The sequence below is a fragment of the Sphingomonas sp. BL2 genome (assembly GCF_056680015.1).
This window is the reverse complement of sequence record NZ_CM155261.1, coordinates 625,376-650,264: the sequence shown is the minus strand read 5'-3', so window position 1 is coordinate 650,264 and position 24,889 is coordinate 625,376. Positions and strand designations below refer to the sequence as shown.

The 24,889-nt window shown below is 62.8% G+C and carries 31 protein-coding genes; all 31 read left to right on the top strand.

Going from position 1 to position 24,889, the window contains the following annotated elements; all coding sequences use genetic code 11:
- Positions 1–10: 10 nt before the first annotated feature.
- The 31 genes from AC1ME3_RS02975 (at position 11) to AC1ME3_RS02825 (ending at position 24,822) form a co-directional block, all read left to right on the top strand.
- Positions 11–403 carry a hypothetical protein gene (locus tag AC1ME3_RS02975; RefSeq protein WP_480954783.1) on the top strand — a complete coding sequence of 131 codons (393 nt, stop codon included), beginning with the start codon at positions 11–13 and terminating at the stop codon, positions 401–403.
- 244 nt (positions 404–647) lie between these two features.
- Positions 648–1,058: a hypothetical protein gene (locus AC1ME3_RS02970; protein WP_480954782.1), complete on the top strand. Its 411-nt coding sequence runs from the start codon at positions 648–650 to the stop codon at positions 1,056–1,058.
- Positions 1,055–1,321 (top strand): DUF6378 domain-containing protein, encoded by a 267-nt coding sequence (locus tag AC1ME3_RS02965; RefSeq protein ID WP_480954781.1) that lies wholly within the window; start codon positions 1,055–1,057, stop codon positions 1,319–1,321. Before AC1ME3_RS02970 ends, AC1ME3_RS02965 begins: the two co-directional genes overlap by 4 nt.
- Positions 1,318–2,055 carry a hypothetical protein gene (locus AC1ME3_RS02960; RefSeq protein ID WP_480954780.1) on the top strand — a complete coding sequence of 246 codons (738 nt, stop codon included), beginning with the start codon at positions 1,318–1,320 and terminating at the stop codon, positions 2,053–2,055. The genes AC1ME3_RS02965 and AC1ME3_RS02960 overlap by 4 nt, the downstream gene beginning before the upstream one ends.
- Entirely contained in the window at positions 2,052–2,216 is a 165-nt protein-coding gene (locus AC1ME3_RS02955; RefSeq protein WP_480954779.1) for a hypothetical protein, read from the top strand. The genes AC1ME3_RS02960 and AC1ME3_RS02955 overlap by 4 nt, the downstream gene beginning before the upstream one ends.
- Positions 2,213–2,539: a hypothetical protein gene (locus AC1ME3_RS02950; protein WP_480954778.1), complete on the top strand. Its 327-nt coding sequence runs from the start codon at positions 2,213–2,215 to the stop codon at positions 2,537–2,539. Before AC1ME3_RS02955 ends, AC1ME3_RS02950 begins: the two co-directional genes overlap by 4 nt.
- Complete coding sequence (locus AC1ME3_RS02945; protein WP_480954777.1) at positions 2,536–3,918, top strand: DEAD/DEAH box helicase; 1,383 nt, start codon at positions 2,536–2,538, stop codon at positions 3,916–3,918. Before AC1ME3_RS02950 ends, AC1ME3_RS02945 begins: the two co-directional genes overlap by 4 nt.
- On the top strand, positions 3,915–4,244 hold the full coding sequence (locus AC1ME3_RS02940; protein ID WP_480954776.1) for a hypothetical protein: 330 nt from the start codon (positions 3,915–3,917) through the stop codon (positions 4,242–4,244). Before AC1ME3_RS02945 ends, AC1ME3_RS02940 begins: the two co-directional genes overlap by 4 nt.
- Positions 4,231–5,415, top strand: coding sequence for a virulence-associated E family protein (locus AC1ME3_RS02935; protein ID WP_480954775.1), 1,185 nt, complete (start codon positions 4,231–4,233; stop codon positions 5,413–5,415). Before AC1ME3_RS02940 ends, AC1ME3_RS02935 begins: the two co-directional genes overlap by 14 nt.
- 302 nt (positions 5,416–5,717) lie before the next feature.
- The gene (locus tag AC1ME3_RS02930) at positions 5,718–5,954 is read left to right on the top strand and encodes a hypothetical protein (protein WP_480954774.1); all 237 of its coding nucleotides are present in this window, start codon (positions 5,718–5,720) and stop codon (positions 5,952–5,954) included.
- Between the two features lie 178 nt (positions 5,955–6,132).
- Positions 6,133–6,468: a hypothetical protein gene (locus AC1ME3_RS02925; protein WP_480954773.1), complete on the top strand. Its 336-nt coding sequence runs from the start codon at positions 6,133–6,135 to the stop codon at positions 6,466–6,468.
- Between the two features lie 8 nt (positions 6,469–6,476).
- Positions 6,477–6,701, top strand: coding sequence for a hypothetical protein (locus AC1ME3_RS02920; protein WP_480954772.1), 225 nt, complete (start codon positions 6,477–6,479; stop codon positions 6,699–6,701).
- A 288-nt stretch (positions 6,702–6,989) separates the two neighbouring features.
- Complete coding sequence (locus AC1ME3_RS02915; protein WP_480954771.1) at positions 6,990–7,286, top strand: DUF5681 domain-containing protein; 297 nt, start codon at positions 6,990–6,992, stop codon at positions 7,284–7,286.
- Positions 7,279–8,493, top strand: coding sequence for a PBSX family phage terminase large subunit (locus AC1ME3_RS02910; RefSeq protein WP_480954770.1), 1,215 nt, complete (start codon positions 7,279–7,281; stop codon positions 8,491–8,493). Before AC1ME3_RS02915 ends, AC1ME3_RS02910 begins: the two co-directional genes overlap by 8 nt.
- Before the next feature lie 91 nt (positions 8,494–8,584).
- Positions 8,585–10,684, top strand: coding sequence for a portal protein (locus AC1ME3_RS02905; RefSeq protein ID WP_480954769.1), 2,100 nt, complete (start codon positions 8,585–8,587; stop codon positions 10,682–10,684).
- A gap of 46 nt (positions 10,685–10,730) precedes the next feature.
- Entirely contained in the window at positions 10,731–10,934 is a 204-nt protein-coding gene (locus AC1ME3_RS02900; protein WP_480954768.1) for a hypothetical protein, read from the top strand.
- Positions 10,931–11,749 carry a hypothetical protein gene (locus AC1ME3_RS02895; protein ID WP_480954767.1) on the top strand — a complete coding sequence of 273 codons (819 nt, stop codon included), beginning with the start codon at positions 10,931–10,933 and terminating at the stop codon, positions 11,747–11,749. The genes AC1ME3_RS02900 and AC1ME3_RS02895 overlap by 4 nt, the downstream gene beginning before the upstream one ends.
- Before the next feature lie 60 nt (positions 11,750–11,809).
- Positions 11,810–12,103: a hypothetical protein gene (locus AC1ME3_RS02890; RefSeq protein WP_480954766.1), complete on the top strand. Its 294-nt coding sequence runs from the start codon at positions 11,810–11,812 to the stop codon at positions 12,101–12,103.
- 140 nt (positions 12,104–12,243) lie between these two features.
- Positions 12,244–13,539: a P22 phage major capsid protein family protein gene (locus AC1ME3_RS02885; RefSeq protein WP_480954765.1), complete on the top strand. Its 1,296-nt coding sequence runs from the start codon at positions 12,244–12,246 to the stop codon at positions 13,537–13,539.
- Positions 13,540–13,551: 12 nt separating this feature from the next.
- Positions 13,552–14,007: a hypothetical protein gene (locus AC1ME3_RS02880; protein WP_480954764.1), complete on the top strand. Its 456-nt coding sequence runs from the start codon at positions 13,552–13,554 to the stop codon at positions 14,005–14,007.
- Positions 14,008–14,069: 62 nt separating this feature from the next.
- Positions 14,070–14,459 carry a hypothetical protein gene (locus AC1ME3_RS02875; RefSeq protein ID WP_480954763.1) on the top strand — a complete coding sequence of 130 codons (390 nt, stop codon included), beginning with the start codon at positions 14,070–14,072 and terminating at the stop codon, positions 14,457–14,459.
- A 165-nt stretch (positions 14,460–14,624) separates the two neighbouring features.
- A complete protein-coding gene (locus AC1ME3_RS02870; RefSeq protein ID WP_480954762.1) occupies positions 14,625–14,939 on the top strand; it encodes a hypothetical protein in 315 nt (104 codons plus the stop codon).
- A complete protein-coding gene (locus AC1ME3_RS02865) occupies positions 14,936–16,213 on the top strand; it encodes an SGNH/GDSL hydrolase family protein (RefSeq protein WP_480954761.1) in 1,278 nt (425 codons plus the stop codon). Before AC1ME3_RS02870 ends, AC1ME3_RS02865 begins: the two co-directional genes overlap by 4 nt.
- A 42-nt stretch (positions 16,214–16,255) precedes the next feature.
- Positions 16,256–16,810, top strand: a complete 555-nt coding sequence (locus AC1ME3_RS02860; RefSeq protein WP_480954760.1) for a hypothetical protein — start codon at positions 16,256–16,258, stop codon at positions 16,808–16,810.
- Complete coding sequence (locus tag AC1ME3_RS02855; protein ID WP_480954759.1) at positions 16,810–17,256, top strand: packaged DNA stabilization gp4 family protein; 447 nt, start codon at positions 16,810–16,812, stop codon at positions 17,254–17,256. Before AC1ME3_RS02860 ends, AC1ME3_RS02855 begins: the two co-directional genes overlap by 1 nt.
- Positions 17,256–18,644, top strand: coding sequence for a packaged DNA stabilization protein (locus AC1ME3_RS02850; protein WP_480954758.1), 1,389 nt, complete (start codon positions 17,256–17,258; stop codon positions 18,642–18,644). Before AC1ME3_RS02855 ends, AC1ME3_RS02850 begins: the two co-directional genes overlap by 1 nt.
- Entirely contained in the window at positions 18,641–19,162 is a 522-nt protein-coding gene (locus AC1ME3_RS02845; protein WP_480954757.1) for a hypothetical protein, read from the top strand. Before AC1ME3_RS02850 ends, AC1ME3_RS02845 begins: the two co-directional genes overlap by 4 nt.
- 78 nt (positions 19,163–19,240) lie before the next feature.
- Positions 19,241–19,882, top strand: coding sequence for a hypothetical protein (locus AC1ME3_RS02840; protein WP_480955746.1), 642 nt, complete (start codon positions 19,241–19,243; stop codon positions 19,880–19,882).
- Positions 19,882–21,705 (top strand): hypothetical protein, encoded by a 1,824-nt coding sequence (locus AC1ME3_RS02835; protein WP_480954756.1) that lies wholly within the window; start codon positions 19,882–19,884, stop codon positions 21,703–21,705. Before AC1ME3_RS02840 ends, AC1ME3_RS02835 begins: the two co-directional genes overlap by 1 nt.
- Complete coding sequence (locus tag AC1ME3_RS02830) at positions 21,705–24,200, top strand: hypothetical protein (RefSeq protein ID WP_480954755.1); 2,496 nt, start codon at positions 21,705–21,707, stop codon at positions 24,198–24,200. The genes AC1ME3_RS02835 and AC1ME3_RS02830 overlap by 1 nt, the downstream gene beginning before the upstream one ends.
- 25 nt (positions 24,201–24,225) lie before the next feature.
- Complete coding sequence (locus AC1ME3_RS02825; RefSeq protein ID WP_480954754.1) at positions 24,226–24,822, top strand: hypothetical protein; 597 nt, start codon at positions 24,226–24,228, stop codon at positions 24,820–24,822.
- Positions 24,823–24,889 lie beyond the last annotated feature (67 nt).

Sequence of the window (24,889 nt, the reverse complement as noted above, 5' to 3'; positions counted from 1 at the left end):
AGGCTGCGGCATGAGCGGGCCTCACAATGCTTCACCCGATGGTAAAGCTTCGGATCGGAACGGGCTTACGAAGCTTTGCGCTGACAAGATCAACGAGGTTTTTGACGGCTTTGGGTCCTGCGTCGTGGGTGAACATGCGCAGGAATTCCAGTCCGCGCTCAACGTTGCCGTCGATTCTGATTTTGCTGCTGATGACGGTGTTGTTGGCGAAGAATGTCTCGCCCCCACCGTATTCAAAAACAACGCGTTCGAAGGTGCACCCGTCGAATGTGTTGTCATCGAGTCTGACGGTGCAATCGGTAAACGTCTCGCCCTTGTGGTCCACGGCAACAAATTCCTTCCTGATGACAAGGAAGGGTCGCCCGACTCCGTAAGCGAGTCAATCTCTGGCACCGCCGCATGACCATCGAGACTGACACTCGCTGCACGTCCTGCGGTCGCTGCTTCCTCTGGTGCACCTGCATTGGGACGTTCGCCATCCCATGCGTCGACACCCCAAGCCCCTGCGAACGCGACGCTCAGGATGGGCGCGGTGAGGCGGGAGAAGCTGAGTTCCGTACAATTCATAATGAGGGGATTAGCTCGTGAATCCGGCTAACGTCTTGTCTCGCCGTTCGCGGCCGACAACAAAATCCTACCGCAGTGCAGTGAAGTCGATCATTGTCGGCATTCAGGGCGCGCACCACCTGAACGACCCGGAATTGGCTGAGCGCCTCGGCTGCTCGGCTGGCACGATCAAGAACGCGCGCAACGAAGCGGGCAACCTCGACGGCGTTACGCTGATGAACGTCGAATACGAGTTCGGCCCGTCGGCGCTGGATCCGGTTCTCGCGCTTGGTGGTTCGCGGTCGGTGCCGCTCAACGTCGCTGCTGACGACACCGTTAGCGCCACGATCGAGCTTTCCGAGGTGTTGCACCTCTTGATCGCCGCGCAGTCACCGGCAAGCGAGGGTGGCGTTGCCGTCACTCCGACAGAGCTGACTCGCATCCTTCCGCAGCTTCGTGATGCTCGGCAAGCGCTCGACGTGCTGATCGACCGGGCGAGGTTCGCGGCATGAGCGTCGAAGCAACCCTAGCCGATCGCGGTGTCTCGTACGGCGAGTACACAGACGGCGCCAAGATCGCGATGGACCTTTTTGGCATCGTCCAGGCTACCCCGTCGTACGGCAGCATGTCGGAAGACAAGCAGTACGCGATGTTCATGTTCTGCGCGAAGATGGCGCGGCTGCTGAACGGTGACGCTAACCACAAGGATTCGTGGCACGACATCGCCGGCTACGCGACCCTTGCGCATGACCGTTGCGTCGAGGTGTCGGCATGAAGCCCGCGACCCTCACCCCCGCCGAACAGGCAGCAGTCCGCGCCCGCATCGCAGCCGGCGACACCGCGCGGGAAATCTCGGAATCGCTCGGCATCGTCCGCAAGACACTGCTGGCGGCGGTCAAGCGCTACGACCTGGGGCCGTGGCTGGTGCTTGGTTCCGAACGCCGCGACGCTCCCGCCGACTTCGCCGAGATGGCAGCGAAGATGAGCAACCCGCAGCTCGCCAAGCATTACGGTTGCGGCACGTGCCTCCCCGGGCGTTGGCGCAAGGAGCTTGGCCTGGGCGAACCTCCGCGGATGAAGAGTGGGCCTGCGCCGCGCGACATTCCCGACGACTTCAAGACATGGGCGGTGGGCAAGAGCCTGCGTGCGATCGCAGCCCGTTACGGCATGTCGCACGAAATGGCCCGCCGGTTCCGCGTCCAGATCGGTGTGCAGCCTAATCCGGTCGGCAAGCACGTCACGCCGGACAAGCCCGCGCACCTCGTCCGCAATGCGTACATGACCACGCCGGTTGATCGCGCCGTAAAGGATGGTTCGCGCGGCGGGCTCGCTGCTGATTTTCTCCGCAAGTTCGGGCCGGTCTACAAATGCAACGATCGCGGTAGCCCTGACATCGCCGGTAGTCATTGGCGCCGCGGTTCGTCGATCCTGACTGACGCCGACATCATCGAGCGGGCCGAATATAATGGCTGGTCGCATGACGCTTGGAAGCAGGTGCGGGCAGCATGACCGACACCCCGAAAGCCGCCCGCAACGCCAATCAGGTCCGCGACGTGTTCAAGCGCCTCGCGTCCACCACGACAAACCCGCGCACCATGACCGCGGCCCTGTCGATGGTGTTCGCCGATGATGCCGACCTCGACGTCGTGTTCCGGTCGATCGCGATATGACCGCTGCGGTCCGCACCAACGTCGTACCGCTGCGTGCAGTCCCCGACATGGAGGCTGCGTACCGGTCTGCGATCAGCATTCACTACCCGAACTGCGACCCTCTTTCGATGGCGACGCGGGTCGAGATCATGGGGCTGCGGGATCGCGCGTCTGCAGCGCTGCGGCGGGCCAATCCAGAGGCGCAATCGATCCTGGCTGAGGCGGCGCGCATAGCCACGCTGGCCGCACTCTCGAGCGCGGACGCTCAGACCCTCGCTTTCACCCGGGTGGCGATCGAGTCCCTGATCTTCTCGGCTGACATGATGCGGAGGGCTTACGCGTGATCGAGCTCAGGCCATATCAACAGAACCTCATTGCCGACATCCGCACGCAGTTCCGCAGCATGGATCGCACGGTGCTGGTGCAACTCGCAACCGGGGGCGGCAAGACCGTCACGTCGGCGTACATGGTCAAGACCGCCGCTGAGCGCGGTCGCCGATGCTGGTGGGTCGTCCACCGCCGCGAGATCATCCTACAGGCCAGCCGCACGTTCTGGTCGATGGAGATACCGCACTCGCTCGTCATGGGCGGGTCGATCGGCGATCCCGACGCGATGGTGCAGGTCGGCTCGGTGCAGACCCTTGCGCGCCGGCTCGGCAAGCTTCCCCCGCCTGACCTGATCATCTTCGACGAGTGCCACCACATGGGCGCCGCGCAGTACCAGGCAATCTACGAAGCCTGTCCGCGCGCGCAGATCGTCGGCCTGACCGCAACGCCCTGGCGTCTCGACGGTCGCGGGCTCGGCACATGGTTCGATAGCATGGTGCAGGGGCCATCGGTTGCCGACCTCATGGAGCAGGGGGCGCTGTGCGATTACCGGCTGTACGCGCCGGCGATGTCGACCGACGTGTCGCGCGTCGCATCGCAGGGCGGTGACTTCAAACGCGACGACCTCGCCAAGATCATGGACAAGCCGTCGATCGTCGGCGACGCGGTGTCGCACTATCAGCGCCTCGCCGCGGGCAAGCGCGCGATCGTCTTCGCCGTCTCAATCGAGCATAGCCGGAACATCGCCCAGCAGTTCCGCGACGCCGGGATCGCGGCCGCGCACGTCGACGGCAGCATGGACAGCGGCGCGCGAGACGCAATCGTATCGGACTTCACCAGTGGCGCGATCACTGTCCTGAGCAACGCTGACCTGTTCGGCGAGGGCTTCGACGTTCCCGCAGTCGAGGCCGTTATCCTGCTGCGGCCCACGCAATCGCTATCGCTTCACCTCCAGCAGATCGGCCGCGGGCTTCGACCCGCCGAGGGCAAGCCTCACGCGATCATCCTTGATCACGCCGGCAACGCTATGCGCCACGGCCTGCCCGACGATGATCGCGAATGGACCCTGGACGATCGCCCGAAGAAGAAGCGTGGCGAGAAATCCGAGGTGCCGGTCAAACAGTGCCCGAAGTGCTTCCTGATTCACGCACCGCAACCAGAGTGCCCCGGCTGCGGTCACACCTACGCAATCCAGAGCCGTGAGATTGAGCAGGTCGAAGGCGAGCTCGAGGTGGTTGATCTCGACGCCATCCGCGCCCGCAAGAAGCATGAGCTCAAATCCGCCCGGACACTCGAGGAACTGATCGCGCTCGGGAAGGCCCGCAACTACCGCAACCCGGTCGTGTGGGCTCAGCATCGGCATCGCGAACGCCAGTCGTGGAGGGCGCGCGCATGACGCATTCGGATTTAGTCAACTCGATCCTGCTTGATCTCAGCCCGTCAGGGTACGTTGCCAAAAACGACACTCCCGGCCTTGTTTACGACCGCAAGGGGAACCCGTTGAAACTCGGGGTTTCCGGTGCCGCTGATATTCTTGGCTGCATTGCTGGTCGCGCGATCGCGGTCGAGGTGAAGACTGGCACAGGCAACCTTCGTACTAACCAACGGCGCTGGCGTGATGCCTGGATCAAGGCGGGTGGAGCATGGGCCAAGGGCCGCTCTGTCGAACAAACGCGCGCCGACCTTATAGCCCAAGGAGTGTCTCTAAATGGGCGCAGTTGAAGCCATCCCGCTGAATGCGTGGCGTAGCCGCCTGCAGATCGGTCAAAAAGGCGAGAGGAAAACCCTCTATAATCTGATGCAGTATATGCGTCATTTGCCCGGCCTAGGTTCGGCGCTGCGGCATAACGACCTGACGGGCGCGATCGAATGGCGCGGGCAACCGCTTCGCGATGCCGATTATGTCGATATCCAGATGCTGATCGAGCAGGCCGGTTTTCAACCGTCAAAGTCGGATATCCCCCCGACGGTGCAGCGAGTCGCGCTCGACAACTCATACAACCCGATCACCGATTATCTAGACGGCCTCGTATGGGATCAGCGGCCGCGCCTTCATAGGTGGATGCAGACCCTTTTAGGCGCGCCGGACACAGCCTTCGTTCGCGCGGTTGGGCCCAAAACACTGATCGCTGCCGTCGCCCGCGCGCGTGATCCAGGGTGCAAGGTCGACACAGTTCTAGTGCTTGAAGGCGAACAGGGTATCCGGAAGTCCAGCGCGATCGCCGCACTGTTTGGCGACGAGTACACCGCGGAATCAGTCAGTCTGTTCGACCAGCACAATAAGATGGTCATGCAGATGCTCGGCGCGTGGGTGGTCGAGCTCGCCGAGTTCGTCGCGATCGCGCGAAAGGACCATGCATCGGTCAAGGGCCTCATCTCGATGCGCGCTGACCGCGTCGTGTTGCCCTATGCGAAGCTCGCCAGCACACACCCTCGCCGCTGCGTTTTTTTCGGGACGATCAACCCCGAGGATTTCGGATACCTGACGGATAGCACCGGCAATCGCCGCTACTGGCCTGTCACGGTGACGAAGATCGACATCGAGGGCATCCGCAAGCGGCGGGATCAATTGTGGGCTGAAGCGCAGCACCTCTACCGCGAGGGCCACCCCTGGTGGCTGGAAGCCGGCCAAGAATACATGGCCGAGGAACAGACCGCCGATCGCCAGGAACAGGATGCCTGGGAACCAATCCTCAAAGAGAAGATTGCGGGCGCCCGAGAGGTCACGCCAGCCGGTGCCATGCAGATGCTCGGCATCCCTTACGAGCGCATGGACCGCCGTGCGCAGATGCGTGTCGCCGCGGTGCTCAAGTCGCTCAACTTCAAGCGCATCGACGCGAAGGACGCGAACCGGAAAACGGTCACGATCTGGCGGAGGATGCCCGATGCGTAGGTTCCGCCAGATCGTCGAAAAGGTCCCGGACATCAGCTTGTCCGGAACCTCTGTAAATTTCGGCCGCGAAACTCGCCTCCCGCTGAGGTCCCGGACAACTCCTGTCCGGAACGTGAAAAGGGAGGTTCCGGACGGTTCCGGACATAAGCAATTACAAGCACTTAGCCACCATGTCCGGAACCTTTCTTCCTTTTATATAAAAGAGGGAAAAAGAGGGAGGGAAGAGGGGTGCCGGTCACTCTTGCCAGAAAGTTTGGCGTTTCCCCCCGGACGTTCCGGACAACATCTCGAAAGGGCTCAACATGACACCATCCGACGACATCGAATTGAACATCTCCGCGCAGGCCGAGGCGGGCTCCGGTGCTCATGCAATCGCCTACGCGATCCTGCAGCTGGCACGCGAAACGTCGCAGCTACGGCAAGACCTCTGCTTGGGCACGAGCTCGGGAGATGGGGCTGCACCGGGCGCGCTGGAGATGATCGCTATCCATCTGGGCGAGATGGTCGAGGCGATCTCATCGGGACGCGAGGATCCATGAAATTCCCCCTCACCGACTTCATCATCGCCATGCTGCGTGCGGACCCGGCAGCGATCAGACGCGCGGATCCCACGAAGATGGCCGCCAAGTACGACATCAGCCCAGATCACGCCGCTGGGTATCTCGCCCACCACTGCGGATCGCCAATGTCCCCCGTTACGAATGAAGGAGCAGGAAGATGAGTGAGCTGGCAATGTTCGCGCCAATCCGGGTAACCGTCGAGTTTGCGCTGACTGATGGCAAACAGGTCGCAAAGGCTGGGTTCGAATGCCCGCCCGGTGAACTCCCGACCGCTGACCGCCTCGCAAAGGCCGCTGCGAGCGTGCTGGAGCAGGTTCAGGCACAACTCGGGGAGCAATTCACATGGCAGACTCGTCATGGCTTCCTGAGCGATGAGATGGCCGATCGTTCGGGCGGCGTTCGGTTCGCTGTTCCCGGACCTGACGAGTGGAAGGCTGACTGGGCCCTCGCCACCACCCCCGCCCGCAACACATCGCAAATTGGAGAAGGATGATGAGTGAGATGGAAAAGGCATTGGTCGAAAAGTACCGCGGCACCGACGAATATGGCGAAGGCTATGTCGATGGCCTGAATGGCAAGCCTATTGGCTTCATCAACGAGGCTTACGACGTCGGCCATCGCGCTGGCGTTAGAGCTGCTGGTCTATTCGCCGCGCATGGCATGAAGCGCACGGCCGATGGCGCTTTCAGCATTTCCGCCCTCGCCATTCCGGCCACCTCCGCATGACGCTTCATCTTTGTTTTGGGTTGGGGGAGTAGGCCGTGAGAGCTGAAGATATCGCAGTCGCATTCGCCGAGCGGTTGGGCTCGCTACGTGCACTTACAACAGAGGAAACCGATATGCTTATGGCGGTGGTTGCGACCAGGCGGCGTGAATGGACGCCGGATGAGATTGAGACGTTGCGACGGGGCAGGGCATCGCGGCGCCTGATGCCTGCGATCGCGCGAGACATTGGTCGTTCACCGGCTGCGGTTCGGACGATGTGGCGGGATATTAAGCGGAAGGAGCGGGTGAATGTCTGATCTTACAGAGGTTAACAGGGCCAACCTGTTTCAACCTGGGCAGTCTGGCAACCCAGCAGGCAGGCCGAAAGGAGCGCGCGCTAAACTAGGCGAGGCGTTCCTGACCGCCATGCAGGAAGACTTCGCAAAGCACGGCATAGATGCTGTCCAATCCGTGCGCCTTGAAAAGCCCGACCAGTACCTGAAGGTCATCGCGTCGATCCTGCCGAAGGAGATCGATATGGGAGACGAGACGGTACGGGCCATGGTGCGCGTGATGTTCCGCGGCGTCGAGCAACCTGGTGGCTGAGATCGAACTGCCATCCTGGGCAAAGCGCCTGTGGGAGCCGTCACGCTTCAAGGCGATGTACGGTGGGCGTGGGGCAGGCAAGTCGCGCTCCGTGGCCTCCGCGCTGGTCCTGATGGCCGCTGAGAAGCCCGAACGCATCCTTTGCGCCCGTGAGGTCCAGAACAGCATCAAAGACTCTGTGAAGCGCCTCTTGGACGACGAGGTGGAACGTATGGGTCTGACGTCGTTCTTCACTACGACCGAGCGCGAGATCCGAGGGCGTAACGGGTCGCTGTTCATCTTCGCTGGCTTGCGCGGCAATGCGGCCGGCATCAAGTCGCTCGAGGGAGTGACTAAGGCATGGGTCGAGGAAGCGCAGACAATCAGCCAAGGCTCGCTCGATACGCTGGTGCCGACGATCCGTGCGCCGGGCTCTGAACTGTGGTTCACCTGGAACCCTGACCTTGCGACTGATCCGATCGACGCGATGTTCCGTGGCGAGACGCAACCGCCAGGCACGATGCTGCTGCCGGTCGGGTATCAGGATAACCCGTGGTTTCCCGACGAACTGCGCGTCAGCATGGAATATGACCGCACGCGCGATCTGGATAAGTACCTGCACGTATGGGAGGGCAAGTACCGCCAGAACAGCGAGGCGCGCGTGTTCAAGAACTGGACGGTCGACAGCGCACTTGCCGCGCCGGCTGGTGCCGAGTTCCGCCTTGGCGCTGACTTCGGGTTTTCGATCGATCCGAGTTGTGCGCTGCGATGCTGGATCGAGGGCAAGCGCATCTGCATCGATTACGAGGCGTGGGGGCTTGGTGTCGAGATCGTCAACCTGCCGAACCTTTTCATGGAGATACCAGAGGCTGAGAAGTGGTGGCTTACCGCGGACAGCAGTCGGCCTGAGACGATCAGCCATCTGCGTACCAACGGTTTCCCGCGCATCCGTCCAGCCCTGAAGGGCGCGCGATCGGTCGAGGAAGGCGTCGAGTGGCTAAAGTCGTACGACATCATCGTCCATCCGCGTTGCCAGCACCTGATCGACGAGCTGACCATGTATTCGTACAAGACCGACAGCCTGACCGGTGACGTGCTGCCGGTGCTGGAGGACAAGAACAACCACATGATCGACGCTCTGCGGTATGCCTGCGAGGGCGCGCGGCGTGCGCTGGCGAATAAGCCGGATACGACGACGATTTACGTGCCCTCATTGGCGCGCAGTTGAGTGTCCGAGAATGCATATTATCGGACACAACTAGCCACCCTCAACCTTCCCTCAACCCACCGCGCGCACGTCGTGGCTATGACCATCCGTCATGCTCGACCACGACGCCGCACTGGATGACGATACCGCGGACACCGACGCAAACGCGGAGGTGCACGACGAGGCGATGATCCGGTTCGACGAGGCGGTGCTGCCTCAGATCGAGGTTCGCGAGCAAGCATTGACTGCTCGCCAGTTCGTGACGATCCCCGGTGCGCAGTGGGCGGGCGCATATGGCGAGCTGTTCGGCAACGCGATCCGGATGCAGGTCGACAAGATCGGCCGCTCGCTCCGCAAACTTGAGAACGACTACCGGCAGAACCGCATCGTTCCCGATTTCCGCCCGTCAGGCGGCAACAGCGACGGCGACACGGCAGACACGTTGGACGGGCTGCACCGCGCGGACAGCCGCACGTACGGCGCTCAGGCAGGGCGTGACAATGCATTCGCCGAGATGGTCCGCGGTGGCATGGGTGCTTATCGCCTGACCAACGAATGGGCCGACCCGCTCGACAAGGACAGCGACGAGCAGCGCATCAACCCCGGCAGCATGATCGTGGACGCGGATCAGTCCGTGTTCTTCGACCCTGACGCAAAAAGCTACGACAAGCGCGACGCCAGGTTCGCGTTCGTGATTGTCCGGATGAGCCGGCGTGCGTTCGAGGAAGCATACCCCGACGCAAGCTGCACCGATTGGCCTGAGGGTATCTCGCGCCGCGACTATCCGTGGTTCGTCGGTGACCAGATCGCGGTCGCCGAGTATTACCTGATCGAAGAGACGGACGAGGATGTCCTGATCTTCACGCTTGCTGCCACCAGCGAGGAACAGCGGCACTGGCGCAAGGAACTGACCGCGGACGAGCGGCAGGATCTACTCGACCAGGGCTGGACCGAGCGTAAGCGCCGCGCCAAGCGTCGCCGCTGCCGCAAGTACGTGCTGTCTGGTGCCGAAGTGTTGGAGGATCGCGGCTTCATCGCCGGCGCCAATATCCCGATCGTGCCGGTGTACGGCAACCGCCATTACGTCGGCGGTGTTGAGTGGTTCACGGGCCACGTGCAGTCCAAGATGGACGCGCAGCGCGGATTGAACGGTGCCATATCGCGTGTCGCGCGTATCGATGCGACCAGCGGGTTCGAGAAGCCCGTGTTCGCGCCCTCGCAGATGCCGCCAGCGATTGCGAACCTCTGGGCGCGTAACCACGTTGACGACCTGCCGTACCTGCTCGCCATGCCGTTGCTGGACCCGCTGACGGGCGCAATGGTCACGCCAGGCCCGATCGATCGCGTAAAGCCCGCGTCAGTGCCAGACACGACCGCCGCGCTGATCCAGATCCACAACACGAACCTCACCGAAGACGATCAGGACGGCGCGGACCAGGTCGTCGCGAACACGTCGGCGGATGCAATGGACATCGCCGCGGCCCGTGTCGATGCGAAGTCGGGCATCTACCTCGACAACATGCGCCAGTCAGTGCAGCGCGAGGGCGAAATCTACCTCGACATGGCAACTGCCGTGTACGTCGAGCCGGGCCGCGTCGTCGAGACGATGACCGATGACGGCGACGATGGCGAGGCCACGCTGCACGAGCCGTATTACGACGGGCCGACGCTCAAGACGCGCAACGATTTCGCAGCCGGTAAGTACAAGGTCATCGCGGACGTCACCGAAGCGACCGCCACGCGCCGTGACCGCACCGTCAAGCAGATGCTGAACAGCGCGCAGATTCATATCCAGGCGCAGGACATGGAGGGCGCACAGGCCGCGCTCATCACCGCCGAAGCGAACATGGACGGCGAAGGGCTCGAGGACTTCCTCGCCTGGAACCGCAAGCGCGCGCTGTCGATGGGTCTCGCCAAGCCGAACGAGGACGAGCAGCGCGAGATGGCTGAGCAGGCGGAAGGCGAGCAGCAGAAGCCTGATCCTGCCGCTGTGGTCGCTGAGGCTCAGGCCAACGCGCTCAATGCTGGTGCCGAGAAGGACAAGGCGCTCACGGTCAAGGCTGTTGCCGATACGAAGGTGTCTGAGGCGACTGTCACCGAGAAGCAGGCACGCGCCAACGATCTCAACGCGCAGGCAGGGTTGCGGCCGATCCAGGCGGCGAACGACCAGCACAACCAGACCATCAAGTTCGGACGCGATCTGGCGCAATAGCGCGCCAACGGTAGCCACCCGACCGCAACGGGTGAGAGGATGACAGATGCGGGAATATCCCAAGATGCTCTATCGCGCGGGCGAACTGCGCGACCACCACCTCAACGCCGAGCCGATCAAGATCGCCAATCAGTACGACGCGGAAACGCTGATTGTGGCTGATGCCGACGAGGAACTGGCTGCACTGGAGACGGGCTGGCACATCACGCTTGCCGCTACCGTGCCTGTGAAGAAGGGGGCTGCGGCATGAACGGCGAGAACGAACACGAAGACGACGTCCTGATCCTCGACGACGAGATCGACGAGCAGGAGCCCGAGCAGCAGGAAGGCGAAGAGCCGGAAGAGCAGCACGAAGACGAGCCCGAGCAGATCGGTTTCGACGACGAGGACGACGACAAGCCGAAGTCCGAGAGTGAGCTGATCCGTGTCCTGCGCCAGCAGCTGAAGGCGCAGCGCAAAGACTTCGCCGAGCAGCGCCGCGCGCCCGAGGATGCGCCGATCGTGGTCGGTGACAAGCCGACGATGGAAGCGTGTGACTACGACGAGGATCGCTACACCGCGCAGCTCGACGAATGGCACGACCGCAAGCGCCAAGCTGAAGAGCGCGAACGCCGGCAGACGGATCAGCAGACGCAGCAGCAGCAGAAGTGGCAGCAGGTCACGGATCGCTACAACACCGGCAAGGCGGCGCTTCCGTACCGCGACAAGGACGAGGCCGAAGAGGCAGCGTTCGCCGTCCTGCCCGACACTGCGCGCGCCATCATCGCTAAGGTCGCAGATGACCCGGCCAAGATGATCTACGCGCTGGGCCGATCGCCGGGCAAGCTGGCGGAACTGGCGAAGATCGATGACCCGCTCGAGCTGGTCAAGGCAATCACGAAGATGGAGGCGAAGGTGACGACGAAGACAGGCAAGCGGCCCCCCGATCCCGATCGCCCGCTGAAGGGCGGCGTCGTAACCGCGACCAAGGCCGACAAGGAGTTGGAACGGCTGGAGAAGGAGGCCGACCGGACCGGCGATCGCAGTGCGCTGGCGAAGTACCGGGCGTCGAAGCGCGAGAAGTAACTGACGCGGATCGCGTGACGCTGCCTATATTGCGCGGCGTCACCGATTCGGGAGATTATTATGTGGGCCGCACTGTTCTTGCTCGCGGGGCAAGCTACGACATGCACGACGACCGGGAACATCACGCGCTGCGTCGATGCCAAGCCACCACTCGATAACCAGGCGCTGCTTGAGCGAGGCATGGCGATGGTGCCGCAATACCGCCGCCCGGATCGTCAGCAGCAGGTTCGCACGCGGGTTGCCAACTTCATTCGATCCGGTCGTTGCGATGACGCCAAAAACGCCGCGCTGGAGATCGGCGACTTGGATCTGGCCGAGCAATCGCAACGCTTGTGCACGCCAGCCACGAAGTAACCTCAACCTTCCCTCAATTGACCCTCGCCCCTTCGCGCGCGTAGCCACAGGGCAGCGCAAACCAGGGGCCTCCGCCTGAGACAGGAGCGAACGCGCCAGCGGCCCCGAGCCGTGTTCGCAAACCTGTCTCAGGAGTTACTATGGCAACCTCGTTCACGCGCGAAGAGCGGGTCATGTTCGATGACATGATCGACGGCTTCGAAGATCAACTCGTCTACGCCAAGATGGCGCGGAAATACGAACCCCTCGACGCTGAAGGCATGGTGCATACGCGCGATCGCGTCTGGGTGCCGGCGCCGATGATCGGCTCGAGCTATGACGGCTTCGACCAGACCAGCAACTTCGACGGCCTGACCGAGCTTTCGGTTCCCGTCTCGGTCGGCTTCCACAAGTCCAGCCCGAAGATCATCTCGGCGAAGAACCTGCGCAACAAGACCGCGCTGTCGAATTACGGCGAGGCCGCGAAGGTCAAGCTGGCAGCGGACATCAACGGCGAACTGCGCAACCGCGTGGCGCTCGAAGGTTCGGTGTTCGTCAAGCGCACCGTCGCCCCGACCGGCTTTGACGACGTCGCACTCGCCAACGCTGCGATGACCGAGATCGGCGTGCCGCTCGACGACCGCAAGTACATGGTCGGCATTCGCGCATCGATCGGCATGGCCTCTAACCTCGCCGGTCGCGCAGAAGCCACGACCCGTTCGTCGGACGCCTACAGCAAAGCGATGATCAACTCGAATGTCGCCACGTTCGAGGTGTTCCAGGACGATCAGCCCATCCGCCTCGCTGCGGCTGGTGGTGGTGCCACGACCGTCAACGGCGCAAACCAGTTCTGGGAGCCCGCCGCAACGTCGGACGCTGCTGGCGCTGCTGCCGTTCAGGGTTCGGCTGGCGAAGCAACGAACCGCGACAACCGCTATTCGCAGCTCGTCGTCACCGCCACCACGATCGCCGCCATCAAGAAGGGTGATGCCTTCACGATCGCGGGCGTCAACTCGGTGCACATGATCTCGAAGAAGGACACGGGCCAGCTCCAGACCTTCCGCGTGATCGCCGTGAACACCGCGAACAACACACTGACGGTCGCTCCTGCGATCATCTCGAACGGTGGCAACACCATCGGCGGGCGAGAGTATCAGAACGTCACCGCAACGCCGGCAAGCGGTGCTGCGATCACGTGGCTGAACACCACGACTGCAGAGCTGAACCCGTTCTTCCAGGGCTCGGGCCTCCTGCTCCTGCCGGGAACGTTCGCGGTCGATCCCGAGGATGGTTGGAACACGATGCGCGCGACCACGCCGAAGCTCGGCATCGCGATCACCTACACCCGCCAGGGGGCGATCAACGACCTCAGCGTCAAGACCCGCTGGGACGTCGATTTCGGTACCGCGCTGCTCAATCCGCAGTTCGCCGGCGCCGAGATGTTCGGTCAGGCATAAGGGAGAATCGATATGACGAAGGCAACCACTGACGCATCGGGCGCGCAGATCAAGGACAACGCACCGGACGGCCTTGCGCTGTCCGATAGCGAGGCGAAGACCGCGCGCCACGAGGGTGCCAAGGATGCTGTGAAGGACGCCGCCAAGGACAGCTATACCGCGCTGACCGATGGCGTCCTCCCCGGCGCACCCCCGAGCGAGCATGAATACCCCGGCAGCAGCGAGAGCCAGCAGTACGCCGGGCTGATCGAACTGGACGTCGCGCGCTTCGAGAAGCTGGCGGCATCCGACGAGATCACCGACACGATGGCGGCGGGGCTGCTGAAGCTTGAGCGCGCGGGCCAGAACCGCACGCCGTACGTCAAGGCGCTGATGAAGCGTCTGAAGCTCAAGGGCGAGGATCTGTTCAAGGTCACGACCGCGGGCCCCAGCTACACGAACGACGTGACGAATATCACCTCGCTCTGACCCTGTTCGGGGTGGCGGCTTCCCCGGTCTGCCACCCCGGCACCTTATGAAAGGCGACGGCGATGCGCTCTGGCATTGGTAACGACCCACGCGATCCGATCTTTACCGTCGCCGTCAGTGGCACCCGTAACGCAGACGGCTCCTTCACGCCCGGTAACTCCAGCGGCGGTTCGGCGGTCTACCAACTAGCCACCAACGCCACGATCAACGCAACCACCGGCACCGCGCCCGTAACTGGCGTCCAAGGCGGCTCATACCTCTGGGACGTGCAGATCGGAAGCGGTACAAGCGTTATCCTCCAGGCGCTAGGCTCTGACGGCACCACATGGCGCAACGTGGCCACCGCGACCACCAGCGGCACGGTCGGCGTAGTGATCGGTCAGAACGCCACGCTGCGGCTGTTCAACCCGAACGGCACTGCTGACACCGGCGTCTATTCGAGTATCAGCTGATGGCGCTCCCAAAGCGATACGGGATCGAGCGCGGGTGGCCGATGGGGCCGGGTCAGTTGCCGCCAGTTAGCGGCATCCCCTCGAACGCGCTCCTGTCCCGCATCGACAACCAACCCCTGACCAGCCGCATGGACGGCTCGGTCGTCCTATCAAGGGTCGCCTAACATGCCGTATTTCACACAGGCTGAAGCCGACGCCGCCACTGCCGCTGGGGTTGTGTTTGCTGATGGGGTGGCTCGGGGGGCGATGTCAGGCGGTCCTCTCCTGAACGGTGTCTGGGTCAAGCTTCCCGGTATCTACAAGCTCCTGTTAGGCGGAACCGGCAACGTCACCCTCGCCACCCGTACCCGCGACGGCACGGTTACGGCCAACGCAGAGTTCTACAGCACGACCGGTCCCACCGAAGACTACCCCTATTTAGACAGCGCCTACGAGGTCCGTGCGACCCTTACCGGCACTGCAACTGCGGAGATCGTATGATGGCTAAGGGTTTCCCAGTTCAGGCTGTCGGTTACGGTTCGCTAATCGAGCAGCTTAACCGCGAGGGCGACCCGCTGTCGCAATTTGGGGAAGTGCGGCTAACCGACATGGTGGGTTCTGGTCCTTCTGGGACCGGCAAACAGGCAAGCGTCGCGGTGCCTAGCCCCGGTGGCGGGCGTGCTATTTTTGTGCAGTCTCTCCATTTTAGCTGCCGCACCCCTATCATGGGGCGGGTTACCATCGGCCCAACTCCTGGCGCTTATCCGGGCACTGGTTCTACCAAGTTTCAGGACGTGATGTACGAGTGCGGTCCCGGTTATACGTCGGGTGACAAGCCTATCAACACGTTTGTAAGCAATGCGGCGAAGGGGGTAATCGGCGCAGGTATCAGAAGGTTTTTTGACCCAGCCGGGTTCAATGCATCCCTAACTGTTGCAACAACCACGTCCGGTACGCCCAACCTAACCAACGTTACGGGCGCTGCGCTAGTCGTTGGTCAACTAGTCGAGGGAACTGGGATCGCGAACAACGCCTATGTGACAGGGGTCAACGGGACTTCTGCCACAATCAGTACGAACGCAACCGCGACAGGTACTGTGACCGTAGCTGCGCCGATATTCTCATGTGGGGGTACGGCGTTCGAGCTTGCGGATAGCATTAACTTCGACGCAAAGAAGGTCATCCTCGCGATCGGCAACAGCATTTGGGGCACAACCAGCGCGACTACCTCGCTTGCACATGAGCCGTGGCTGATTAACCAGTTCTATCGTGATGCGGGTATCAGCAGTCGTTATATCCTCAAGGCATACGGCGGTTGGGATAGCCGGGGTCATGAGACGAAGCGGCGTGCGGGCGATTACAATTTTCCGCAGATCGACGCCATCGTCTACGATGTGATGGTCAATGATGCGCAGTTTGCAGTTACGCCCGCGGCGTTTGTCGCGAACGTGGATTTGCTCGTTCAGTGGAAGCGGAAGTTTTACCCGAAGGCCCCTATCGTCTTGATGGGGGGCACCCCGCTTCTCGACAACCCGAACGAAGCCAAGCAGGTTCTCCTTCGCCAAGCACTGTCTGATTATGTTATCGCTCAGGCTGATCCCTTGGTGAAATATTACAGCCAAGCCAACGCTTTCGATCGCACGGTAGCGAGCAATTATCTCAGCAATGATGGCATCCATCCCAACGACGCAAGCCATCTTCTGAATTGGAACGGGGGCTACAATTCAAACGCTGGTCTGAAGGCGTGGCTCGCTGTCAACCTGCCCACGATCTAACCCCACCCATCACCCCAGGCGCATCGCAGGCGGGAGAATACCATGACTGGAATTGCTGTATCTCCAGGGGCGTCGCAGGCTAGCGTGGATGCGCTGGCGCAGGCGATGCCGAAGCCGGCGACCAGTGCGCCGCAACCTGAGAAGACCGGGGCTGCGATCGGTGCGCAGCCGGCGCGGTATGCCTTGGAGGATCACCAGCACGGCCGTTTGACATCGGTTGTGGTGGGATCAGTGACGTCGGGCAACATGGCGACCGTCAGCTTCACGCGGAGCTTCACAGCAGAGCCGGGTATCGATTATCAGGAACTGCCGGCCAGCGGAACCACGACGGCACCTCCGACTGCCGACACTGACGCAAATGCACAGCCGACAAGCTGCAAGGTGATTGCCTGGACTAAGGGGCCGACCACGCTGGTACCTGACGCTGCTGCTACTGCCTTCACCGGCTGTACGGTACGGATATGGCGGTCCCAGACTGTCCCCCAGAACCTCGTCAACCTGCTGCTCGGCGGTGTCTTTAACCTGTTCGCTGCCAGTGTGGTCGGTACGCGGTTCTCGTTGATCGCCGTCGCTCGTTCTGATGTGGGGAGCAACTGATGACCGTCCTAATCACAATCCCAACCGGGCGCCCCAAGCGCGACATCATCGAGCTAGCGTTCGACGACTGCGGCCTGGCGGGATACGAGTTCGACCGCACGCCGGAAGAGCAGACGATGGCGCTACGCAAGCTCAACGCGCTGATGCTGGAGTGGCCGTGGAACAAGCTGGGCTACAACCAGCCGGATTACGGCGTGGGGCTCGCTGAGGGGGCTAGCGGGCTACCCGACGAGGCTATCAGCGGGACGGCGCAGTATCTGGCCATGCGGATCGCGCCAGGTATCGGGAACACGATCTCGCCGGAACTCAAGGCGACGATGGCGCGGGCGCTTGCGAACATCGAGGCGCTGACGGCTACCATCCAGACGATCGATCCCGCACCCGGTACGGCTGTCGGTGCGGGGAATCGCTACGGCTACGGGTTTACCGAACAGAGGTATACCTGATGCAGGTCCCGTTGCTGTTCGGGATCGTGGCCAGCGAGACGGCAGAGTTTGTGCCAAGCTACCCGCTAAACCTAGAGCCGGTCGTCGTCGCGTCAGGTATCTCGAAAGGCCAGCTTCGTAGCGCGGCCGGCGCGATCCCGTTCGCGACTGGCCCCGGCGTCGATCGCGGCGGGATCGAATGGAACGATGTTTGCTACCGGGCTATGGGACCGTACCTCGTTAGTGTGTCGGCGCAGAAGGTCATCACCACGCTTGGCACGATCGGAGGCGAGGGGCCTGTCCGGTTCGATTTCTCGTTCGATAAGCTGATCATTCGCAGCGGGAAGAGCTTGTTCTATTGGGACGGGACCGCACTCAAGCAGGTGACTGACCCCGATCTCGGTGTCGTTCTCGACGCGCTATGGGTCGATGGCTACACCATGACGACGGACGGGCAGTACGTCCTCGTGACGGAACTGAACGATCCGTATCAGGTCAAGCCGCTCAAGTACGGCTCGGCCGAAGCTGACCCGGATCCGATCGTCGGGCTAGAGAAGGTACGCGGCGAGGTATACGTCCTTGGGACGAACACGATTCAGGTGCTGAACAACATCGGCGGTAACGGCTTTCCGTTTGCCACGGTACCGGGTGCAACCATCGCGACGGGCTGCGTGTCTGCATCCGCCAAGACGCTGTTCGGCGATACATTCGCGTTCGTCGGCTCGGGGCGTGGTGACGCGCTCGGGGTGTACGTCGCAGGTAGCGGGACGGCCACGAAGATCAGCAGCCGCGTGATCGATGACGCACTGTCGCGCGAGGAAGACCCGACCAAGATCGTCCTGGAGCGCCGCGTTTCGCGTGACGAGCTGCGGCTGATCGTCCACCTCGCCGGGCAGTCGTGGTGCTTCATGGCGAAGGCCAGCAACGCCGCGGGAGAACCGGTCTGGTATCGGCTTGGCTCCGGTGTGGGGCAGCCGTATCGCCTTCGCTCACCGGTTATGGTCTACGGCCGTACGCTGGTCGGCGACACTGCCTCGTCAGCGATCGGCGAGCTGTCCACCGACGTCAGCACGCATTTCGGTGACGCGGTCGAATGGTCGTTCGACCTCGGCATGATCTACAACGGCGCCAAGGGTGCGATCGTCGACACGATCGAGATGACTGGGCTACCCACGCGCGGCGATGACAGCGCGGGCAACACGATGTTCCTCTCACTGACCCGCGACGGTGCTACGTTCACGCAGGAGCGCACGATCTCGATGGGCGTCCGCGGGCAGCGAACGAAGCGCATGCAGGCCCGTCCGCACTTCCGCATCCGCAACTACATGGGGATGCGGTTCAGGGGCTATAACAAGGCTTTGGCGGGGTTCGCCGCATGTGAGGTCAACGCCAGGCCGCTGACGCTGTGACGCCGCTCCAGCGCCTTCCTCGCGATGCCATGTACAAGGCGTTCAACGGCGATGCCCGGCTGGTTGGTGCGTTCGAGGCACAGGCGGATGTGATCAGCGAAACGCAAGCCGTGGTTGTCGGCAACGTCGATGCCACGGATGCGCTTCAGGACGCCACGGTCCTGACGCTCTCGCCGAACGCGACGTTCAATAACGAGCGAGTGCTGCGCTTGGGCGAGGGGATCACCGCCACAGACGACGGAACGTACCTAACCCTGTCCGTCACAGATACGGTGGCGCATGTCGCGGGCGGGTTCAGGCTGGCGCTCACGGTTGAGGCGGACACGACGCTGGTCCTTCCGCTCGCTGGGGTTCTATCGACGCGGGACGGTCCGGAAACGTTGACAGGCAAGACGTTAGCTAGCCCGATCGTGACCGGGTTGGCGGACTATGCTGACGATGTAGCTGCCGCGGCTGGCGGGGTGCCGGTGAGCGGGCTGTACCGCACTGGATCAGCGCTCAAAGTTAGGGTCGCGTAACCTCAACCTTCCCTCAACGCGCGTCCTGCCGTCGTTCGCTACTGTCCGCGCAACACAAGCGCGCCACAGGAGGTAGCGATCGGCCTCTTTTCGTTCATCGGCGGTATCCTCGGCGGGAATGCGCAGAAGAAGGGTTCGCAGAAAGCGACCGACGCGACAGTCGCGGCGCTGAACCGTGGTATCGACACCCAGAACGCGTTCGCTCAGCAGACCCGCTCCGATTACATGCCGTACACGACGGCCGGTACGGGCGCGGTCGGTCAGCTTGGCGACCTTGTCGGCTTGAACGACCCCCAGAGCACGCAGGAGGCGATCGACCGGATCATGAAAGGCCCGCTGTATGGGTCGCTGTACAATAATGGCGAGGAAGCACTGCTCCAGAACGCTTCGGCGACTGGCGGTATTCGCGGAGGCAACACGCAGCGCGGTCTCGCGGACTTTGGGTCCGACACGCTGGCTAAGGTCTATCAGCAAACGCTCTCCAACCTCGGCAGCGTCGCCAATCTAGGTCTCGGCGCACAGGGCGTTGTCACCGGCGCAGGCCAGAACACCGCCAACAACGTAATGACCGCGCAGACCGACATCGGGCGCGCTCAGGCGGGTAACTACCTGACGAAGGCTGGAATCAACGCGGCGAACTTCAACAACGCAGGCGGCATGCTCGACAGCGCCATCTCGGCGTTCGTGCCGGGCGGCGGTGGCTTCAAGAGCCTGTTCTGATGGCGGATATCAATCCCGTCGATTTCGCAACACCTCTGGCCCGCGCACAAACGCTGGTGCCGGATTACGTGCAGCAGCAATTGCAGCGTAAGCTCGGCGCGCTCCAGACGCAGAACTTCGCGTTGCAGAACACGCGCGCCCAGCAGCAGATCGACGAGGCCAACAGCCAGGCGCAGAACGAAACGGCGTTTGAGACGGCTATTTCGGATCTCGGCAGCAATCCCACGCCTGATCGATACCGCGCGCTCGCTGCTCGGTTCCCGAAGTTTGCGCCCGGCATTAACCAGGCAGCGAAGGGCATGGAGGACAGCCAGCGTACGAAGACGCTGGGCGACCTCGCGCAGGTCCATTCCGCGCTCGGTGCCAACCGGCCCGAGCTGGCGCGCGCTATCATCCAGCGCCACACTGATGCCGACAAGGCTGCGGGCCGCGAACCCGATCCGTCCGACGTCGCATTGCTCGCCATGATCGATAGCGGCGATCCCGCGCAGATGAAGGCCGCGCGTGGGTTTGCGTACAGCACCATGAACGCGATGGACCCGTCTGTTGCCAAGAACCTCACGGAGGCAGGCATCGCTGGCGGCGTGAAGGGGCAGGTCGTTGGTCGCGCGATTGGGCATTACAACGACGAAGGTGTCTGGACGACCGATTACCGGGACCCAGAGCCGACCGAGTACAAATCAGTAGGCGCCGGCGATACGCTGGTTGCCGTTGGTGGGGAAGGAGGTGGTCAAGCATCTGGCGGTGCCGGGGCGGCTGGCGGTAACAGTGCAGCGCCCCGCAGCGTCCGAAACAATAACCCGGGAAACCTGAAGGCCAGCAGCTTCACGAAGGCGCTACCCGGGTTCTCGGGCGTGGATAGCGGTGGCTTCGCGATTTTCGACTCCCCGCAGTCCGGAGCATCGGCGCAAGGCGCTTTGCTCGGCAGCTACATCGACCGCGGCTTCAACACCGTCGACAAGATCATCAATCGGTGGGCGCCGGCTTCGGACAACAACGACACCAAGGCATATGTGGCGACGGTAGCTAAGGCTCTTGGCGTCAATCCGACCGACACGCTTAGCAAGGCTTCTATTCCGCGCTTGCAGTTGATCATATCGCGTGTGGAGGGCGGGCCTAGCTCGTCGTCTGGTGGAGCGACTGGCGCTGCTACGATGGGCGGCGCACGTATCGTAGCACAGGGCGCGCCAAAGCCCGGCTACCAGATGCTGACGCCCGAAGAAACCGCGTCACAGGGCCTTGACCCGAACGTGAAGTACCAGCGCGCGCCTGACGGTCAGATCACCGCGTTGGGCGGTCAGAGCAAGGCCCAGTTGAAGCAGATCCCGACGAGCGCCGTGACAAGCATCCAGGAGAATATCTCGACTGGTCGCGAGATTGACCGCGCGCTGACGGTGCTGAAGAAGCGCCCGAACTCGATCGGCCCTGGCACCGGCGCGCTCGGCGACACCTTTACCCAGTTTCATGATCCCGACGGCACCGACGCGCGTGCGGCAATCGGCAAGATCGGCGGGCAGATCATTCACGACGTCTCGGGCGCGGCGGTCACGCTGTCCGAAGAGCCGCGCTTCCGTCCCTATGTGCCGACGATCACGGATCGTCCCAGCATCGCGATCGCCAAGCTCAAGCGCCTCAAGCAGCTCACGCAGAGCCGCCTCGACGAGCAAAAGGACTATTACAGCGAGCCCAACGGCTACCGCCCATATTCGTCGGGTTCGACCAATGGCGGTGGGATTGCGACCGTCCGCTCGATTCAGCAGGCTCAGAAGCTCGCTCCCGGCACGCTGTATCGCGCGCCCGATGGCAAGGTGAGGCGCCGCTAATGGCAAACTGGCCCGGTCAGATCGTCAACGAGGACGAGTTCACGCAGATGCCTGCGTTCGCGTCGCAGAACCAGCAGCAGCCCGTTGCGCAGCCTGCCGAGCAAGTCGCGCCGGTCGCGCAGAAGCAAGACGGCGCGTTCCCCGGCGAGGTCGTTGACGCGGCCCCTGAAGCTCAGCTTGTCGACACCCGAGTAGGAGGTTTCGCTGACGAAGCACCAACAGAGGCGGCAACCCAGCTCACGCCAGAGCAGACCGCGCAGTTCTACGCGCTTGTTAAGGACCCGAAGTCGACGGCGCAGACGCTGATCGATTTCGCCGGTTCGCACGGCATGGCGCTCAACAACGCTGCTGAGATCATCGCGGGCCGTCAGCAGGGTGTTCCGATTGGTGACCAGCCTCAGTATGACTTGCCCGAAGTTGGCAGCGACAGCGCGGCCGGCGCGGCAGGTCGTGGTGTTCTCGATACACTGACATTCGGAACGGCGCCCAAGGTCGGCGCGGTCATCGGCGGGCTGGAGCGCTCGCTGGCTGGTGATGGCTCGTTTTCCGAGGGTTACAACCGTGTCCTCGACAACAACAACGCAGCAACCGCGGCGGACGAGAAAGAGCATCCGTGGATGCGGATCGCCGGGCAGTTGCTGGGCGGGCTTGCCCTGCCGAGCGGGCTTGAAGGTGTCGGGCTGAAAGCGGGAACCGAAGCGCTCAAGGTGGGCGCTACGATGCAGGAGGCTCGCGCGGCTGCGACGATCGCGGTTCGCAACCGTATGGCGGCTGTGGGCGCTGGATACGGTGCCGCGCATGGCGCTGGTTCGGCTGACAACCTGTCCGACGCTGCCACAGGCGCGGGTGTAGAGGGCGCGATGGGCGCTGGCGCGGGGCTCGCCCTCGGTGCCGTAGGGCAAGCCGTTGCACCCCGCATGGCGGCTAAGGCTGCTGCCGCTCGCGCAGCGCCTGTCGAAGACCGCATACTCTTCGGGCAGGCGGCGGAACGCCAGGGCCTCGATTACCTGCCTGCTGACGTCCAGGGCGACGGTATGCGCCAGATCGCCACGCGCATGGCCTCGGGCGTGGCAAACGTCACGCTTGGCGGCATCCCGCTTTCCGAAGCGGCCGCTCGGATCGTCGAAAAGGCGAAAGCGGGCCGCGATCGCATTGCGCAGGCGGTTGGCGTGGTCACCGACAACGCGGGTGTGGGTCAGGCTGTGCAGCGTGGCGCGAACCGCTTCATGTCGGCGTCTGAAAAGCGCGGGGCTGAACTGTACGAAGCCATCCCGATCGAAGGGTCTACCGACGCCGTTCTGACCAATACCCGCACCGCGCTTCGTGAGTTGACTGCGGGCATGAAGAGCAACCCCCAGCTGTCGAAGCTGGTCGCCGAGAACCCACGCCTAAAGCAATTCCTTGACGCCCTGACGCCGAAAGAGAAGATCGAGCCAGCCGTTCCCGAGCAGCAGGGCGGTATGGGGTTCGGCGTCGATGTCGACCCTGTGCCCGGTGCGCCTGCTCGCCCGACCGGCGAGATGGAGGGTGGAAAACTCTCATGGGAAGATCTCAAGCGCTTCCGCACGATCATCGGTGAATTTGCAGGGCAGCCCACGCTGTCAGCCAATCTCCCTACGAAGGCCCTTCGCAAGGTCTATGCGGGGCTCAGCGAGGATATGCGCGAGACGGCGGAGAAAACCGGACCGCGGGCCCTCACGCAGTTCAACCGTGCAAATCAGTACTGGCGCGGGCGCGAGGGGCGGATTGATGGCGTCCTTAGCGCCGTGCTTGGCAACGACTTGCAAAAAGGTGCGGAGAGCGCAGCCCGCCAGATCAACACGTGGGCGAACACAAACACTGCTGATACCGGACGCCTTGCCCGCCTGATCCGCAGCCTGCCCGACGACGAAGCTGGAACCGTGCGCGCATCGCTAATCTCGCGCATTGGACGAGCGACTGCCGGGCGCCAAGACCAAGGTGGCGATGTATTCTCGCCTGCAACATTTGGCACCGAGTGGGCCAAGCTGGATCCGCGTGCGAAGAACATCCTTTTCCAAGGCGAGCATCGTAAGGCGCTCGAGGACTTTGCTCGCGTGATGTCAGGCATGAAGGCGTCGTCGCAGTTCGCCAACACGTCGAAAACGGCGCTGGGTGGTAACGCCATCGCGCTCGTGGCTGGCGCGTTCGCAAGCCCTCTTGGCGCGGCTGGGATCGCCGGAAGCCAGATCGCCGCGGGCAAGCTCCTGTCCAACGTTCGATTCGCTCAGTGGCTAGCCTCTGCCGCCAAGAAGCCGAACTCGCCCGCGTTCCTGTCGCACGTAGACCGGCTTAGCGTCGTGGCTCGCTCCGAGCCTGCGATCGCCAACGAAGTGCTGCAACTGCAGGCCCGTCTTGCCGACGCTTTCGCTTCAACGCCGGCACGAATGGCAGCTCAGGAACCCTCGAACGAAGCCAGTCGGGCTCAGGGGAACGCAGGCCAGCAGCAACCCGAACAGCAGAGCCCGCAACCATGACCGCATCCTCACTAGGTAGCAGCAAATGACACGCCTGACCAACCCGCAGCCCCTGTTCCTGAACGCGCGCGGCAACCTGCTGGACGCGGGCATGATCTACGTCGGCGTGGCGAACGCGGACCCACAAGACCAGCCGGTGGCAGTGTTCTTCGACGCAGCGCGCACGATCCCCGCGATGCAGCCACTTGCCACGCAGGGCGGCAAGATCGTGAACGGCGCAACGCCGGTGCAGATATTCGTCGCAGAGCCGGACTATTCGTTGCGCGTGCTTGACGCTGACGGCGGGCTGGTGTCGTACGAGCCCACCAGCTTTCCGATCGGGGCCGACTTCCAACCGCTGGACTCGGATCTGTCCGCGATCGCCGCGCTTTCGACGACTGAGTTCGGGCGCACATTGCTGACGCTTGCGAATGCTGCGGCACTCAAAACGGCGACTGGTATCGCGGACTGCTTGCCGTTGACGGGTGGCACTGTGACCGCGAACATCACGCGTAGCGGGGCTGGAACGCACGCCTATTGGAACGACCCGGCTCTGACGAGCGGGCGTCGTTTCATCACGGCAGCGGATGCAGCAGATCCTACGTCGCTGCCCGGTGATGAATGGTTGAAGCGCAGTGCATAACGTCCGCACTACAACCGATGTAGCGGCGATCGGGGCTGTGTCTGTCCGTACTGCTGCGGGCTTGGTC